We start from the raw sequence: 15,206 nt of genomic DNA, 5'->3' as shown, positions 1-15,206 counted from the left end.
GGTGAAAGGGACACGAGAACTGGTCCTCGCTGATGTCCCATACATAATTCCCTACCGTGTTATCGGCGAGGAGATCGAGATACTCACCGTGATGCATGCGGCCCAACGATGGCCGCGCCAGTTGTAGACACCACCGCTGGCCTGTGCCTGAAGGCTTGAAACGCCGGCGGCAATCGTCTATATCAACTTCAAATTCTTGGTCGGTATGACGAAGAGTGGGTCCACCCGGTCCCGCTCTTTTTTGTTACCTGCCGGCCGGAAGCAAAAAGCGACAGGGATCTGATGACTGCAGCGGCAAGCGAGGCCGACGACCGTATCATCCGCGAAAGCGGTATCGATGCGCGCATTGCGCTGATCGTGCAGCCGGTGCTCAAGGCCATCGGCTTCCGGCTCGTGCGGGTGCAGTTGACCGGCCAGAACGGGCTGACGCTGCAGATCATGGCCGAACGCGAGGACGGCACCATGACCGTCGAGGATTGCGAAGAGGTCAGCCGCGCCGTGTCGCCGGCGCTCGATGTCGATGATCCGATCGAAAAGGCGTATCATCTGGAAGTTTCCTCGCCAGGCATCGACCGGCCGCTGGTGCGCAAGTCGGATTTCACCGCCTGGACCGGCCATCTGGTCAAGCTGGAGACATCGGTTCTTGTCGGCGACCGCAAACGCTTCAAGGGCAAGATCGCCGAGGCGGATGCCGATGGCATCCTGATCGAGCGCGACAAGGCGGCCTATGGCGAAGAGCCGACGGTGCGCGTGCCTTACGACGCGATCGCCGAGGCCCGGCTGGTGCTGACCGACGATCTCATCCGCGATGCCCTGTCGAAGGACAACCGGGCGCGCAAGGAAGCCAGGAAGCGCCGTGGCGAAGCGGAAGACGCTGCCGACGGCGAGGAAAATGAAACCGAACAGGAAAGTTGATTGAGTAGCCGGGCCGTATGCCCGGCGCGAAATCGGGAGAAAGACAATGGTTGTAAGCGCCAACAGGCTTGAACTGCTGCAGATCGCCGACGCGGTCGCGCGTGAAAAGTCGATCGACAAGCAGATCGTTATCGCCGCCATGGCCGATGCGATCCAGAAGGCAGCGCGCTCTCGTTACGGCCAGGAGACCAACATCCGCGCCGACATCAACCCGAACACCGGCGAGATGAAGCTGCAGCGGCTGATGGAAGTGGTCGAGAAGGTCGAGGACTACGCGACGCAGATCGCGCTTTCCACGGCGCGCGAGCGCAACCCCGACGCCCAGATCGGCGACTTCATCGCCGAGCAGCTGCCGCCCATGGATTTCGGCCGCATCGCCGCGCAGTCGGCCAAGCAGGTCATCGTCCAGAAGGTGCGTGAGGCCGAGCGCGATCGCCAGTATGACGAGTACAAGGATCGCATCGGCGAGATCGTCAACGGCACCGTCAAGCGCGTCGAGTACGGCAATGTCATCGTCGATCTCGGTCGCGGCGAGGCGATCATCCGCCGCGACGAGCTGATCCCGCGCGAGAACTACAAATATGGCGACCGCGTGCGGGCCTATGTCTATGACGTGCGCCGCGAGCAGCGCGGCCCGCAGATCTTCCTGTCGCGCACCCATCCGCAGTTCATGGCCAAGCTCTTCACCATGGAAGTGCCGGAAATCTATGACGGCATCATCGAGATCAAGTCGGTCGCCCGCGATCCGGGCTCGCGCGCCAAGATCGCCGTTATCTCGCGCGATTCCTCGATCGATCCGGTCGGCGCCTGCGTCGGCATGCGCGGCAGCCGCGTCCAGGCCGTGGTCGGCGAATTGCAGGGCGAGAAGATCGATATCATTCCGTGGTCGCCATCGGCCGCGTCCTTCATCGTCAACGCGCTGCAGCCGGCCGAGGTCGCCAAGGTGGTGCTCGACGAGGACGCCGAGCGCATCGAGGTGGTGGTACCGGACGACCAGCTGTCGCTGGCCATCGGCCGCCGCGGCCAGAACGTGCGCCTTGCCTCGCAGCTCACCGGCTGGGATATCGACATTCTGACCGAGCAGGAAGAAAGCGAGCGTCGCCAGAAGGAATTCGTCGAGCGTTCGGCGCTCTTCATGGAAGCGCTCGACGTCGATGAGATGGTCGGCCAGGTGCTTGCCTCCGAAGGCTTCACCAGCGTCGAGGAAGTCGCTTATGTCGACTCTGGCGAAATTTCTTCGATCGATGGCTTCGACGAGGACACCGCTTCGGAAATCCAGACCCGCGCCCGCGAATATCTGGAGAAGATCGAGGCCGAGCACGACGAAAAGCGCAAGGCGCTGGGCGTGAAGGACGAGCTGCGCGACATTCCCGGCATCACCACCGCCATGATGGTGACGCTCGGCGAGGACGGCGTGAAGACGGTCGAGGACTTCGCCGGCTATGCCGCCGACGATCTGATCGGCTGGAAAGAGCGCAAGGACGGCGAGACCAAGGTCTATCCGGGCGTGCTCGCCAGCCACGGCGTCTCGCGCGCGGAGGCGGAGCAGATGGTGCTCGCCGCCCGCAAGCAGGCCGGCTGGATCACCGAGGAAGAACTCGCTGCCGAAGAGGCAGCGGCCGACGAAACCGTCGGTGCGTGAGGTGACCACCAATCGCAAAGCCCGTGGACGAGATGAACGATCGCACTTGCATCGTTACGCGCAGGCAGGCCGAAGCGGATGAACTGATCCGCTTCGTCGTCGGCCCGGATTCGGTCGTCGTTCCGGACATCAAGAGAAATCTGCCCGGCCGCGGTTGCTGGGTTACTGCCGATCGCCTACATATCGAGAAGGCAGCGGCCAAGAACCTGTTTGCCCGTGCCTTCAAGGCGCAGGTGACCGTTCCGGCCGATCTCGGCGGCATGGTCGACGGGCTGCTCTCCAGATCCGCTCTGGGCATGCTTGGCCTTGCTCGCAAGGCTGGCGCCGTTGTCCTTGGCGCCGCCAAGGTCGAAGGCGCGGTGCGCGACGGGCTGGCGCTTCTGGTGCTGCATGCGACCGAGGCTTCGGACGACGGTGTCCGCAAGATCAGTCAGGCGCGGCGGGCAACCGTCCATCTCAGCGGACCGGCCATCCTTGCCTACAAACTTTTCCCCGAAGCCGAGTTGAGCTTGGCATTGGGGGGTACAAATGTGATACATGCTGCCGTTCTCGCGCAGGACGCGGGACAGGCGGTTGAGAAGCGCGTAGTTGCGCTCGACCGATATCGGGGCGGTACCCCGAACGATCTGGCAATGCTTGCGGCCGTTGCTGACGAAGATGATGCCGCAGAGGATATGGAATGAGCGATACGAAATCGGGCGACGACAAGACGTTGAGCGTGACGCCGAAGAAGACCTTGACGCTGAAGCGCCCCGGCCTCGAGCAGGGCACCGTGCGCCAGAATTTCTCGCATGGCCGCACCAAGTCGGTCGTGGTCGAGACCAAGAAGCGCAAGTTCTCGCTGCCCGGCGACAAGCCGGAGCCGGCGGCTGCGTCCGTCTTCACGCCGAAGCCCGCCGTTGCCGCCGCGCCTGTCGTGCAGGAAGCGCCGAAGGCGCCGCCTCCGCCGCCGGAGCGTTCCGGCATGGTCCTGAACGAGCTCTCGCGCGGCGAGATGGAAGCGCGCCGCAAGGCGCTGGAAGGCTCCAAGGCCCGCGAGGCCGAGGATCGCTTGCGCGCTCAGGAAGATGCCAAGCGCCGCGCCGAGGAAGAGGAACGCCGCAAGCGCGAGCGCGACGAATCCGCGCGCCGTCAGGCCGAGGAGGAGGCACGCCTGCAGACTGAGGCCGAGGCCCGCCGGCGCGCCGAGGAAGAGGCTCGCCGCCGCGCGCCGCTGGCTGCGGATGTCGCCACCGCTGACGACGAGGAGGAGGCCAAGCCGAGGCGTACCGGTGCCGGTGCCGCGAGTGCGCCACCACGCCGTCTTGCGACGCCGGAAGTGGCAAGGCCTGCCAAGCCGACAAAGGGCGAGGAAGATCGCCGCCGCGGCAAGCTGACGCTGAACTCGGCGCTGTCGGATGACGACGCACGCGCCCGTTCGCTATCGTCGATGCGTCGCCGCCAGGAAAAATTCAAACGCGCGCTTCACAATGAGCCGCGCGAGAAAGTCATGCGCGAAGTGATCCTGCCCGAAACCATCACTATCCAGGAACTGGCGCAACGCATGTCCGAGCGCGCCGTGGACGTGGTCAAGTTCTTCATGAAGCAGGGCCAGATCCTCAAGCCAGGCGACGTCATCGACGCCGACACGGCCGAACTGGTCGCCTCCGAATTCGGCCACACGGTCCGCCGCGTCGCCGAATCCGACATCGAGGAAGGCCTGTTCAACATCGCCGACCGCCCGGAAGACCTTGTGTCGCGTCCGCCGGTCGTGACGATCATGGGCCATGTCGACCACGGCAAGACCTCGCTGCTCGATGCCATCCGCAACGCCAATGTCGTCTCCGGCGAGGCCGGCGGCATCACCCAGCATATCGGTGCCTACCAGATCGAGAAGAACGGTCAGAAGATCACCTTCATCGACACGCCCGGCCACGCGGCCTTTACGGCCATGCGCGCCCGTGGCGCGCAGGTTACCGACATCGCGGTGTTGGTGGTGGCGGCCGACGACAGCGTGATGCCGCAGACGATCGAATCGATCAACCACGCGAAGGCGGCCGGCGTGCCGATCATCGTGGCCATCAACAAGATCGACAAGCGCGATGCCGACCCGCAGAAGGTGCGGACCGAACTGCTGCGCCACGAAGTGTTCGTGGAATCGATGGGCGGTGAGGTGTTGGACGTCGAGGTTTCGGCGACCAAGGGCATCAATCTCGACAAGCTCTTGGAAGCGATCCTGCTGCAGTCCGAAGTCCTCGACCTCAAGGCCAATCCCGACCGCACCGCCGAAGGCGCGGTCATCGAGGCGCAGCTGGACAAGGGACGCGGTCCCGTCGCCACGGTGCTGGTGCAGACCGGCACGCTGATGCCGGGCGACATCATCGTCGCCGGCAACGAGTGGGGCCGTGTGCGCGCGCTCGTCAACGATCGCGGCGAGCATGTGCCGGAAGCGCCGCCGGCAATGCCGGTCGAGGTGCTTGGCCTCCAGGGCACGCCGCAGGCGGGCGACCGCTTCGCCGTCGTCAACAACGAGGCGCGCGCCCGTGAGATCACCGAATACCGCCAGCGCCTGGCGCGCGACAAGGCAGTGGCCAAGCATGCCGGCCAGCGCGGCTCGCTCGAGCAGATGATGTCGCAGCTGCAGACGAGCGGATTGAAGGAATTCCCGCTGGTCATCAAGGGCGACGTGCAGGGTTCGATCGAGGCGATCAATGCCGCGCTTGAAAAGCTCGGCAATGACGAGGTGCGCGCGCGCATCGTCCATGCCGGCGCCGGCGGCATCACCGAAAGCGATGTCTCGCTCGCCGAGACGTCCGGAGCGGCGATCATCGGCTTCAACGTCCGCGCTAATGCGCAGGCGCGTGCGGCCGCGGCCGCGGCCGGCATCGAGATCCGCTACTACTCGATCATCTACAACCTCGTCGATGACGTGAAGGCGGCACTTTCCGGCATGCTTTCGCCGGAGCGGCGCGAGACCTTCATCGGCAATGCCGAGATCCTCGAGATCTTCGACATCTCCAAGGTCGGCAAGATCGCCGGCTGCCGTGTCACCGAAGGCAAGGTCGAGCGTGGCGCGGGTGTTCGCCTGATCCGCGACAACGTCGTGATCCACGAAGGCACGCTGAAGACGCTGAAGCGCTTCAAGGACGAGGTTGCGGAAGTGCCGGGCGGCCAGGAATGCGGCATGGCCTTCCAGAACTACGAGGACATGCGTGTCGGCGACGTCATCGAGTGCTTCCGCGTCGAGATGGTAACCAGAACGCTCTAATTCGGGTATACTTGCCGAATAATAACGGGCGGCGGCCGAAAGGCTGCCGCCCAGTTCCCTCATGCATGTTGAGACATGTGGCGCGGTCCCATCCCGCGCTTCACGATTTCAGGACCAGAGAAAATGCCCCGTTCGACACCGTCAGGCCCCTCCCAGCGCATGCTGCGCGTCGGCGAGCAGGTGCGTCACGCCCTGTCTGAAACCTTGCAGCGCGGCGAGATCATCGATCCGGTGATCGAGAACAGCGTCGTCTCGGTGTCCGAGGTGCGCATGTCGCCCGATCTCAAGATCGCCACCGCCTTCGTCTCGCCGCTTGGCGCGGGGGACGACGGCGCCGTGATCGAGGCGCTCAACAGGCACGCGAAATTCATCCGCGGCCGCGTCTCCGGCGCGCTCAGGCAGATGAAGTACATGCCGGAGTTTCGCTTTAGGCTGGACACGTCCTTCGACAATTTCGCGAAGATCAATGAACTGCTGAAATCGCCCGAAGTCGCACGCGATCTCGGTGACGGCAAGAACAACGACAAGGACGAGGAATAGGTGGCGCGTCGCGGTAAGAAGAAGGGGCGGCCGGTCTCCGGTTGGGTGGTGCTGGACAAGCCGGTCGGCATGGGCTCGACCGAGGCGGTTTCCAAGATCAAATGGCTGTTTCAAGCCGAGAAGGCCGGCCATGCCGGCACGCTCGATCCACTGGCTTCCGGCATGTTGCCGATCGCGCTCGGCGAGGCGACCAAGACCGTTCCTTATGTGCAGGACGGCGCCAAGGTCTACCGCTTCACCGTCGCCTGGGGCGAAGAGCGCTCGACCGACGACCTCGAAGGCCCGGTGACCAGCAATTCCGACCGTCGGCCGGACGAGGCGGAGGTGAGGGCGCTGCTGCCGAAATACACCGGCGTCATCATGCAGACGCCGCCGCAATTCTCGGCCATCAAGATCGCCGGCGAACGCGCCTATGACCTTGCCCGTGAAGGCGAGACGGTCGAGATACCCGCGCGGGAAATTGAAATCGGCCGTTTGGACATTGTCGAACATGGTGCCGACAAAACTGTCTTCGAGGTCGAATGCGGCAAGGGCACCTATGTGCGCTCGCTGGCCCGCGACATGGGCCGCGATCTCGGCTGCTTCGGCCACGTCGCCGAATTGCGCCGCGTCGAGGTCGAGCCGTTCACGCCGGAGGATTTCGTCACTGTCGCCGAGCTGGAAGCGGCCCGCTTTGGCGAAAAGGATGACGACAAATCCGATGAAATGGACGCCCCGGTCGATTTCAGCGCCATTGATGCGCTGCTTGTCGAAACGGCGGCGGCGCTCGACTGCCTGCCGCAGGTCGCGGTCAGCGACGACGCGGCGACGAAGATCCGCCTCGGCAATCCCGTCATCATTCGCGGCCGCGACGCGCCGGTCGAGGCCGAGGAGGCCTGCGCCACCGCGCGCGGCAAGCTCGTCGCTATCGGCGCCATCGAGCAGGGCATGTTCAAGCCCAAGCGGGTCTTTGTCGGGTAATCCGGTGTAAGTATTTGTATTTACGCAATTCCGGACGGGAAACCGCTGCGCACTTTTGCTGGAATTGCTCTAATCTAGGCCGAATGCTGAGTCCCGAGGATATCTCATGGCCAAGGCCGATGCAGGCAAGAAGCGGGAACCGCTGAAAACCCGCCGGCCGCCGGTTGGGGCGTCGCCAGGCACGCTTATCGCCGATCCGGCGGCGCGGCGCAGCGAACTCCGGCTGACGCTGATCTCGCCCGAGAAATACAAAACAATCGACAATGCCTCGATCGACGATCTCAACGCGCATTGCGAGAAATGGCCTGTCGTCTGGCTGGATTGCACCGGACTTGCCAATATCCCGCTGATCGAGGAGATCGGCCGCATCTTCAGCCTGCATCCGCTGGCACTGGAGGACGTCGTCAACACCGGACAGCGGCCCAAGGTGGATTTCTTCGAGGATCATGCCTTCGTCGTCATGCGCATGATCGACGATGTCACCTCGCATCGCTACGAGCAGATCGCGTTGTTCTTCGGCGGCAATTTCGTCGTCACGTTCCAGGAGCGCGAAGGCGATCCGTTCGATCCGGTGCGCAAGCGCATTGCGGCCGCGATGCCCAACCGCCTGCGCTCGCGCGGGGCCGACTATCTTGCCTATGCGCTGATCGATGCCATCGTCGACAGCTATTTCCCACCGATCGAGGCGGCGAGCGAATTGGTCGACGGCATCGAGGACGAGATGCTGAATAAGCCGCACAAGCACCAGATGCGGCAGCTGCATGAATTGCGGCGTGACGCCAACGTGCTCAAAGGCGTGCTGTGGCCGATGCGCGACACGCTGGCGACGCTGATCCGCAACGACGTGGCCTTCGTGAAGGCGGAGACCAAGATCTTCTTCAATGACACGCTCGACCATTCGCTGCGTCTGATCGAGCTGGTCGAGAACCAGCGCGACATGCTCACCGGCCTGATCGAGATGCATGTCTCGCTGACCCAGGCCCGCACCAATGACGTCATTTCCTATTTGACGATCGTCTCGGTGATCTTCATGCCGCTGACCTTCCTGGTCGGCGTCTGGGGGATGAATTTCGATCCGCAAAGCTCGCCCTGGAACATGCCGGAGCTGAAAGCCTATTACGGTTATCCGGTGGCAATTCTGTTCATGGCGCTTGTCGCCGCCGGACTGATCTTCTTCTTCAAATGGAAGAAGTGGCTATAGCCGCTGAACCCTTTGTTTTCGTGGCAAGACCTGCGACAAGCCGGCTTGACATTTGGGCTGGTGTTTATTCCGGAATTGGACTATATGCGCCGCAGCTTCGCGCCCTGACGCGTCGCTTGCACTGGCCCCTGCTGGACGACATCCCGGCTGTGGGCGTCCCGTTTCCTCCAACAGATAAGGAAAAGCACGATGTCGATTACTGCCGACCGCAAGAAGGAATTGATGACCGAATTCGCAACCGCCAAGGGCGACACCGGATCCCCGGAAGTCCAGGTTGCCATTCTTTCCGAGCGCATCAAGAACCTGACCGAGCACTTCAAGGACCACAAGAAGGATAACCATTCCCGCCGTGGCCTGCTTGCTCTGGTCTCCCAGCGCCGCAGCCTGCTTGACTACCTCAAGCGCAAGGATGACGGGCGCTATCAGACGCTGATCGACAAGCTCGGTCTGCGTCGCTGACGAATTGACCGGCGGGTCTTCCTCGGAGGGCCCGCCGGTCGCGCATTGGCGCATCGGTCGATCCGGTACGATAATGCCGGAGCGCGGCGCGCTCTAGAAATTCGCGTTCGCGCAAGGCGCGTTCCGGAAACAGCGGTTTCCGGCGTCATGCGCAAAAGCCGGCCGATCGGTCGGCCAAACACGGTTCCGGACGCGCAGAGGGCCATTCGGAACCGCCCCATGGACGGTCATGGGGCAGGATTGCAGGATGCTCGCTCGGCTTATGAGCCGGACCTACGAGCCTCCCGTTGTCTTGCCCGTGGCTGCCCGAAGGAAGCCAGGAAAGGGAGAACCCGTGACCGTTAGGACGGCGCGGCCCTTTCCGCATATGAAGGACAAGACATGTTCAATCAACACAAAGTGGAAATCGAATGGGGCGGCCGTCCGCTCATCCTGGAAACCGGCAAGATCGCGCGCCAGGCTGACGGCGCGGTGCTCGCCACCTATGGCGAGACCGTCGTTCTCGCCACCGTCGTTTCGATGAAGGAGCCGAAGCCCGGCCTCGATTTCTTCCCGCTTACCGTTAACTACCAGGAAAAGACCTACGCCGCCGGCAAGATCCCGGGCGGCTACTTCAAGCGTGAGGGCCGCCCGAGCGAAAAGGAAACGCTGGTTTCCCGCCTGATCGACCGCCCGATCCGCCCGCTTTTCGCCGACGGCTACAAGAACGATACCCAGATCGTCGTCACCGTCGTCCAGCATGATCTCGAGAACGATCCCGATATTCTGTCGATCGTGGCCACCTCCGCTGCGCTCACGCTTTCCGGCGTGCCGTTCATGGGCCCGATCGGCGGCGCCCGCGTGGGCTACATCAACGGCGAATATGTGCTCAACCCGCATATCGACGAAATGCAGGAATCCAAGCTCGACCTCGTCGTCGCCGGCACCGGCGACGCCGTGCTTATGGTCGAATCCGAGGCCAAGGAACTCTCCGAGGAACTGATGCTCGGCGCCGTCGTGTTCGGCCACAAGAGCTTCCAGCCTGTGATCGACGCGATCATCAAGCTGGCCGAGGTCGCCGCCAAGGAGCCGCGCGACTTCACCGCGCCGGATTACTCAGCGCTTGAAGCCGAGATGCTGAAGATCGTCGGCGACGAGCTTCGCGAGGCCTACAAGATCACCGACAAGCAGAAGCGCTATGCCGCCGTCGACGCCGTCAAGTCGAAGGTCAAGGCCGCGTTTGCGCCGGCCGAAGGCGAAGAGGCCAAATACACTTCCGAGCAGATCGGCTCGGTGTTCAAGGAACTCCAGGCCAAGGTCGTGCGCTGGAACATCCTCGACACCGGCTCGCGCATTGACGGCCGCGACCTGAAGACGGTCCGCAAGATCGTCTCCGAAGTCGGCGTCCTGGCGCGCACCCATGGTTCGGCGCTGTTCACACGCGGCGAAACCCAGGCGCTGGTCGTTGCCACGCTCGGCACCGGCGAGGACGAGCAGTATGTCGATTCGCTGACCGGCATGTACAAGGAGAAGTTCCTCCTTCACTACAACTTCCCGCCCTATTCCGTCGGCGAGACGGGCCGCATGGGTTCGCCGGGCCGCCGCGAGATCGGCCACGGCAAGCTCGCCTGGCGCGCCATCCGGCCGATGCTGCCGAGCGCGGACCAGTTCCCCTACACGCTGCGCGTCGTTTCGGAGATCACCGAGTCCAACGGCTCGTCCTCGATGGCGACCGTCTGCGGCACCTCGCTGGCGCTGATGGATGCCGGCGTGCCGCTGGCAAAGCCGGTCGCCGGCATCGCCATGGGCCTGATCAAGGAAGGTGAGCGCTTTGCGGTGCTCTCCGACATCCTCGGTGACGAGGACCACCTCGGCGACATGGACTTCAAGGTCGCCGGCACCGCCAACGGCGTCACCTCGCTGCAGATGGACATCAAGATCGATGGCATCACTGAGGAGATCATGGGCATCGCGCTTGCCCAGGCCAAGGACGGCCGCCTGCATATTCTCGGCGAGATGGCGCATGCGCTGTCCGGCGCCCGCGCCGAGCTTGGCGAATTCGCGCCGCGCATCGAGGTCATGCATATCCCGACCGACAAGATCCGCGACGTCATCGGTTCCGGCGGCAAGGTGATTCGCGAGATCGTCGAGAAGACCGGCGCCAAGATCAACATCGAGGACGACGGCACGGTCAAGATCGCTTCGGCGAATGCCAAGGAGATCGAAGCGGCGAAGAAGTGGATCCACACCATCGTCGCCGAGCCGGAAGTCGGCGAGATCTATGAAGGCACCGTCGTCAAGACGGCCGACTTCGGCGCGTTCGTCAATTTCTTCGGCCCGCGCGACGGTCTCGTCCATATCTCGCAGCTCGCCAATGAGCGCGTCGCCAAGACCTCGGACGTCGTCAAGGAAGGCGACAAGGTTTGGGTCAAGTTGATGGGCTTCGACGAGCGCGGCAAGGTCCGCCTGTCGATGAAGGTCGTCGACCAGGCGACCGGCAAGGAAATCGTCCAGGACAAGAAGAAGTCGGACGGCGAGGAAGACGCCGCCTGATCGGTTTGACCGGATAATTTAAGACGGGCGCGCCGCGAGGTCGCGCCCGTTTTGTTTCAGGGCAGTTCCCAGGAAAGCGGCAACCGTTTTCGTCCGGAATTGCGTCGGACAAAGGGTCCTACGGAGCAGGTGAATGGCCGCGGAGCCGCTGAAGACGCTGTTCTACCCGTTCGAGGCCGAGGCCCTGCCTTTGCCGCGAAAGGATGCCCGTGTCCTGTTTCTCGGCGCCGAGCCCGGCTTCCGCTTGCCCGCCGGCTTCGAGGCGGCGCTGCATCTCGTGCAAGGCTTTCGGCCACATTTTCGAACGCTGCAGGCGTCCGGCTACGCGGTCACGCCGCGCGCTGAGGATACCGCCTTCGACCTGGCGTTGGTGCTTGCGGGCCGCCATCGCGGCCAGAACGAGCAGCGTGTCGCCGAGGCAATAGAACGCGTCCAGCCGGGCGGGCTGGTTGTCGTTGCCGGCGGCAAGGAGGGCGGCATCGACAGCCTGCGCAAGCGGATCAACGTCCTGGTGCCGCTCGAAGGCCATTTGCCGAAACATCACGGCGTTGCCTTCTGGTTCAAGCGAGCCGGCGCGGAGACGGCCGCGACGCTGCGCGCCGGCAACCCCGATTTGATCATCGAAGGCGGTTTCAAGACCGGGCCTGGCATGTTCTCCTTCGATCGGATCGATGCCGGTTCGAAACTGCTGGCCGCGAACCTGCCTGACGATCTCAAAGGCAATGTCGCTGATTTCTGCGCCGGCTGGGGTTATCTGGCGGTGGAAATCCTGCTGCGCCCGCAAGGCCTCACCGCAGTCGATCTCTACGAAGCGGACTTTGAGGCCCTGGAAGCAGCCAGGTTGAACGTCCACGGCGGCGCCATCGAGCCGCGTTTCTTCTGGACCGATCTGCTCACCGAGGCGGTCGAACGGCGCTACGACGCGATCGTCATGAACCCACCCTTTCACCGCGGCCGCGCGTCCGAGCCGGAGATCGGTTCCGGCATGATCCGCGCCGCGTCGAAGGCGCTGAGACCGGGCGGCCGCCTGTTCATGGTCGCCAACCGCCAGCTGCCTTACGAACAGGCGCTCTCGGCGGCCTTCGCCAGCCATGCCGAGATCGCCCGCGATGGCATGTTCAAGGTGTTTTCGGCGCGCCGCTGAAGCAATCAAGGAAAAGCGTGCAGCGGGGTGGATTCGGCGCCTTCGCCGTAGCCTTGGATCCACAATCGCGGCGGGAAGAATACTTGTTCTATTGCAGGCTGACGATGCGGGCCGGCTCGTGCGTGCCGAAGGCGGACCGCGCTTCGCCAAGCTCGACCTTGAGCGGCGCCGGCCGGCCGAACAGATAGCCCTGCACAACCTCGCAGCCGGCCGCTCGGAGCAGGGTGGCCTGGTTCTCGGTCTCTACGCCCTCGGCGATGATGCCCACGCCCAGCGCCCGTGACAGGCCGACAATGGTCGACACGATCGCGCCGGAGCTGGAATCGGTGTCGATGCGGCTGACGAAGGAACGGTCGATCTTCAGCTTGCCGAAGGAGAAATCGATCAGGTAGCTCAAATTGGAATAGCCTGTGCCGAAATCGTCGACGGCCACAGAGATACCCATCTCGGCAAGCTGTTCCAGGATGGCTGCGGCGCGGTCGCGGTCCTGCATCATCGCCGTCTCGGTGACCTCGAGTTCCAGCCGTGAGGGCTTGATGCCGGTCGATTCCATCACCTCCCGCACGATGCCGACGAAATCCCTGGTCATGAACTGGACAGGCGAGATGTTGACGGCGACGAAGCATTCCTCCGGCAGGTACCGGGCGTCGCTGCAGGCCTTGCGCAGCACCCACTCGCCGATCGGATTGATCATGCCGGTTTCCTCGGCGATCGGAATGAATTCCATCGGCGGGATCATGCCGCGCTCCGGGTGCTTCCAGCGGATCAGCGCCTCATAACCGACGATGCGGCCGCTCGGCAGGTCGAGCTGCGGCTGGTAGTGAAGACTGAAGACGCCTCGGTCGAAAGCGGTCTTCAGCTCCGACTCGATCCATTGCCGATAGTCCGCAACGCGGCCCATGTCGGCGTTGAAGACAGACCAGTTGCCGATGCCGCTGGCGCGCGCGTTCTGCAGCGCCAGGTTCGAGCGGCGCAGGACCAGGACCGGGTCGACGCCGTCCTTTGGCATCGCCACGATGCCGACCGACAGGCTGACCGACTGCAGATGCGTCTGCAACTGATAGGGCTCCATCATCTCGTTGATGAGCTTCTCGATCAGCCGCTCGATCGAGCCCCTGATCTGGCGGTCCGGCAAAAGCACCGCAAATTCGCCGGCGCCGATACGGCCGATCACCGCATCCTCTGGCATATTCTCCGTCAGCCTGCTGGTGAAGGCGCAGATCAGTTCGTCGCCCTGGCTGTAGCCGATGGCGTCGTTGATGTGCTTGAAGCGGTCGATATCGATGTCGATCAAGAATACCGGCTCGCCGGTTCGGATCGTCCCAGAGGCGGCCTCGGCTATCTTGCCGACCATGGCCTGGCGCGACAAAAGGCCGGTCAGCTTGTCGAAATGGGTTTCCTTGAAGACATAGGCCGCCGATTCGTCGACCCCGGCAAAGAACGAGAGTGCTGCTCCGCCGGCGGCAAGGGCGCAGAGAGCGGCAATGACGCCCGCCATCGTTTCGGCCGGCATGCCGGCCATGCCGTCGCCGAAGCCGAACCTCAGCCCCCACAGTCCAAGGATGAAACTGCCCATGCCCGAGCTGGCGATGGTGATCAGCCGGAACAGCGGAGTCCGTTTGGGATTGCTGACTGCAGGCATGCATTGTCCCCAGATTGCGGGGCCTTATAGCGGATATCTCCTTAAAATGAGTTTCCGCCGATGAATCCAATTTTACTGGAGCGCTACTGTCGCCGCCGCGAACTATTCCCGCGTGCCGTCGTTCTGCTTCAATTCCTCCAGTGCCGGCATCGAAACGATGTGATAGCCGGAATCGACATAGTGGATTTCACCGGTGACGCCAGACGACAGATCGGAAAGCAGGTAAAGCGCCGAGCCGCCGACTTCGTCGATGGTCACGGTGCGCCGCAAAGGCGAGTTGCGCTGCTGGTAGGAGAACATGTGGCGGGCATCGGACACGCCGGAGCCGGCCAGCGTCCGCACCGGCCCGGCCGAGATGCCGTTCACCCTGATGCCGCGCGGGCCGTAGTCGTTGGCCAGGTAGCGCACGCTGGCTTCCAGCCCGGCTTTGGCGACGCCCATGACGTTGTAGTTCGGCATCACCCTGACCGAGCCGGCATAGGTGAGCGTGATCATCGAGCCGCCATTGCCCATCAACGCGGCGGCGTTGCGGGCGATCTCGGTGAAGGAATAGCAGGAGATCACCATGGTGCGCACGAAGTTGTCGCGGCTGGTGTCGGCATAAAGGCCCTTCAGCTCGTTCTTGTCGGAAAAGCCGATGGCGTGCACCACGAAATCCAGCCCGCCCCAGGCCTTGTCGAGGGTCTCGAAGGTCGCGCTGACCGAGGCGCTGTCCTCGACATCGCAAGGCACGATCAGCGAGGCTCCCACTTTCTCGGCCAGCGGCTTGACCCGCCGCCCGAAGGCGTCGCCCTGATAGGTGAAAGCGAGCTCGGCCCCGTGTTCCGACAGCTTCTTGGCGATGCCCCAGGCAATCGAATGGTCGTTGGCAACACCCATGACAAGCCCGCGCTTGCCCTTCATCAACCCTTCCATGCCTGGCAA

Annotated in this window: 13 protein-coding genes; 11 read left to right on the top strand and 2 right to left on the bottom strand. The window is 63.4% G+C overall.

What is annotated here, in order from left to right; all coding sequences use genetic code 11:
- The 11 genes from LB515_RS26110 to LB515_RS26060 form a co-directional block, all read left to right on the top strand.
- Positions 1 to 127 (top strand): type II toxin-antitoxin system RelE/ParE family toxin (locus LB515_RS26110; RefSeq protein WP_224523889.1); only part of this gene is annotated, 127 nt, incomplete at its 5' end.
- Positions 128 to 282: 155 nt separating this feature from the next.
- Positions 283 to 915 carry a ribosome maturation factor RimP gene (gene rimP / locus LB515_RS26105; RefSeq protein WP_140629422.1) on the top strand — a complete coding sequence of 211 codons (633 nt, stop codon included), beginning with the start codon at positions 283 to 285 and terminating at the stop codon, positions 913 to 915.
- Positions 916 to 961: 46 nt separating this feature from the next.
- Positions 962 to 2,557 (top strand): transcription termination factor NusA, encoded by a 1,596-nt coding sequence (gene nusA / locus LB515_RS26100; RefSeq protein WP_095765964.1) that lies wholly within the window; start codon positions 962 to 964, stop codon positions 2,555 to 2,557.
- A gap of 32 nt (positions 2,558 to 2,589) precedes the next feature.
- On the top strand, positions 2,590 to 3,240 hold the full coding sequence (locus LB515_RS26095) for an RNA-binding protein (RefSeq protein ID WP_224709419.1): 651 nt from the start codon (positions 2,590 to 2,592) through the stop codon (positions 3,238 to 3,240).
- Complete coding sequence (gene infB, locus LB515_RS26090) at positions 3,237 to 5,804, top strand: translation initiation factor IF-2 (RefSeq protein WP_224523370.1); 2,568 nt, start codon at positions 3,237 to 3,239, stop codon at positions 5,802 to 5,804. The genes LB515_RS26095 and infB overlap by 4 nt, the downstream gene beginning before the upstream one ends.
- A gap of 123 nt (positions 5,805 to 5,927) precedes the next feature.
- The gene (gene rbfA, locus LB515_RS26085; protein ID WP_095765961.1) at positions 5,928 to 6,344 is read left to right on the top strand and encodes a 30S ribosome-binding factor RbfA; all 417 of its coding nucleotides are present in this window, start codon (positions 5,928 to 5,930) and stop codon (positions 6,342 to 6,344) included.
- Positions 6,345 to 7,304, top strand: a complete 960-nt coding sequence (truB, locus tag LB515_RS26080; protein WP_224523372.1) for a tRNA pseudouridine(55) synthase TruB — start codon at positions 6,345 to 6,347, stop codon at positions 7,302 to 7,304.
- A 106-nt stretch (positions 7,305 to 7,410) separates the two neighbouring features.
- The gene (corA, locus tag LB515_RS26075) at positions 7,411 to 8,505 is read left to right on the top strand and encodes a magnesium/cobalt transporter CorA (RefSeq protein ID WP_095765959.1); all 1,095 of its coding nucleotides are present in this window, start codon (positions 7,411 to 7,413) and stop codon (positions 8,503 to 8,505) included.
- 189 nt (positions 8,506 to 8,694) lie between these two features.
- On the top strand, positions 8,695 to 8,964 hold the full coding sequence (gene rpsO / locus LB515_RS26070; protein ID WP_095765958.1) for a 30S ribosomal protein S15: 270 nt from the start codon (positions 8,695 to 8,697) through the stop codon (positions 8,962 to 8,964).
- Positions 8,965 to 9,345: 381 nt separating this feature from the next.
- Positions 9,346 to 11,496 carry a polyribonucleotide nucleotidyltransferase gene (gene pnp, locus LB515_RS26065; protein ID WP_095765957.1) on the top strand — a complete coding sequence of 717 codons (2,151 nt, stop codon included), beginning with the start codon at positions 9,346 to 9,348 and terminating at the stop codon, positions 11,494 to 11,496.
- A gap of 133 nt (positions 11,497 to 11,629) precedes the next feature.
- Positions 11,630 to 12,640: a class I SAM-dependent methyltransferase gene (locus LB515_RS26060; protein WP_224709418.1), complete on the top strand. Its 1,011-nt coding sequence runs from the start codon at positions 11,630 to 11,632 to the stop codon at positions 12,638 to 12,640.
- A gap of 88 nt (positions 12,641 to 12,728) precedes the next feature.
- Here LB515_RS26060 and LB515_RS26055 read toward each other — a convergent pair whose 3' ends face one another.
- Together LB515_RS26055 and fabI are read right to left on the bottom strand one after the other, a co-directional pair.
- Entirely contained in the window at positions 12,729 to 14,282 is a 1,554-nt protein-coding gene (locus LB515_RS26055) for a putative bifunctional diguanylate cyclase/phosphodiesterase (protein ID WP_224709417.1), read from the bottom strand.
- Between the two features lie 102 nt (positions 14,283 to 14,384).
- Positions 14,385 to 15,197, bottom strand: coding sequence for an enoyl-ACP reductase FabI (gene fabI, locus LB515_RS26050; protein ID WP_224548708.1), 813 nt, complete (start codon positions 15,195 to 15,197; stop codon positions 14,385 to 14,387).
- Positions 15,198 to 15,206 lie beyond the last annotated feature (9 nt).

The organism is Mesorhizobium sp. CA15 (assembly GCF_020165215.1).
In the GTDB taxonomy this organism is placed as follows: Bacteria; Pseudomonadota; Alphaproteobacteria; order Rhizobiales; family Rhizobiaceae; genus Mesorhizobium.
Note: the sequence above shows the minus strand (reverse complement) of the source record. Positions and strands in the feature narration are given on the sequence as shown.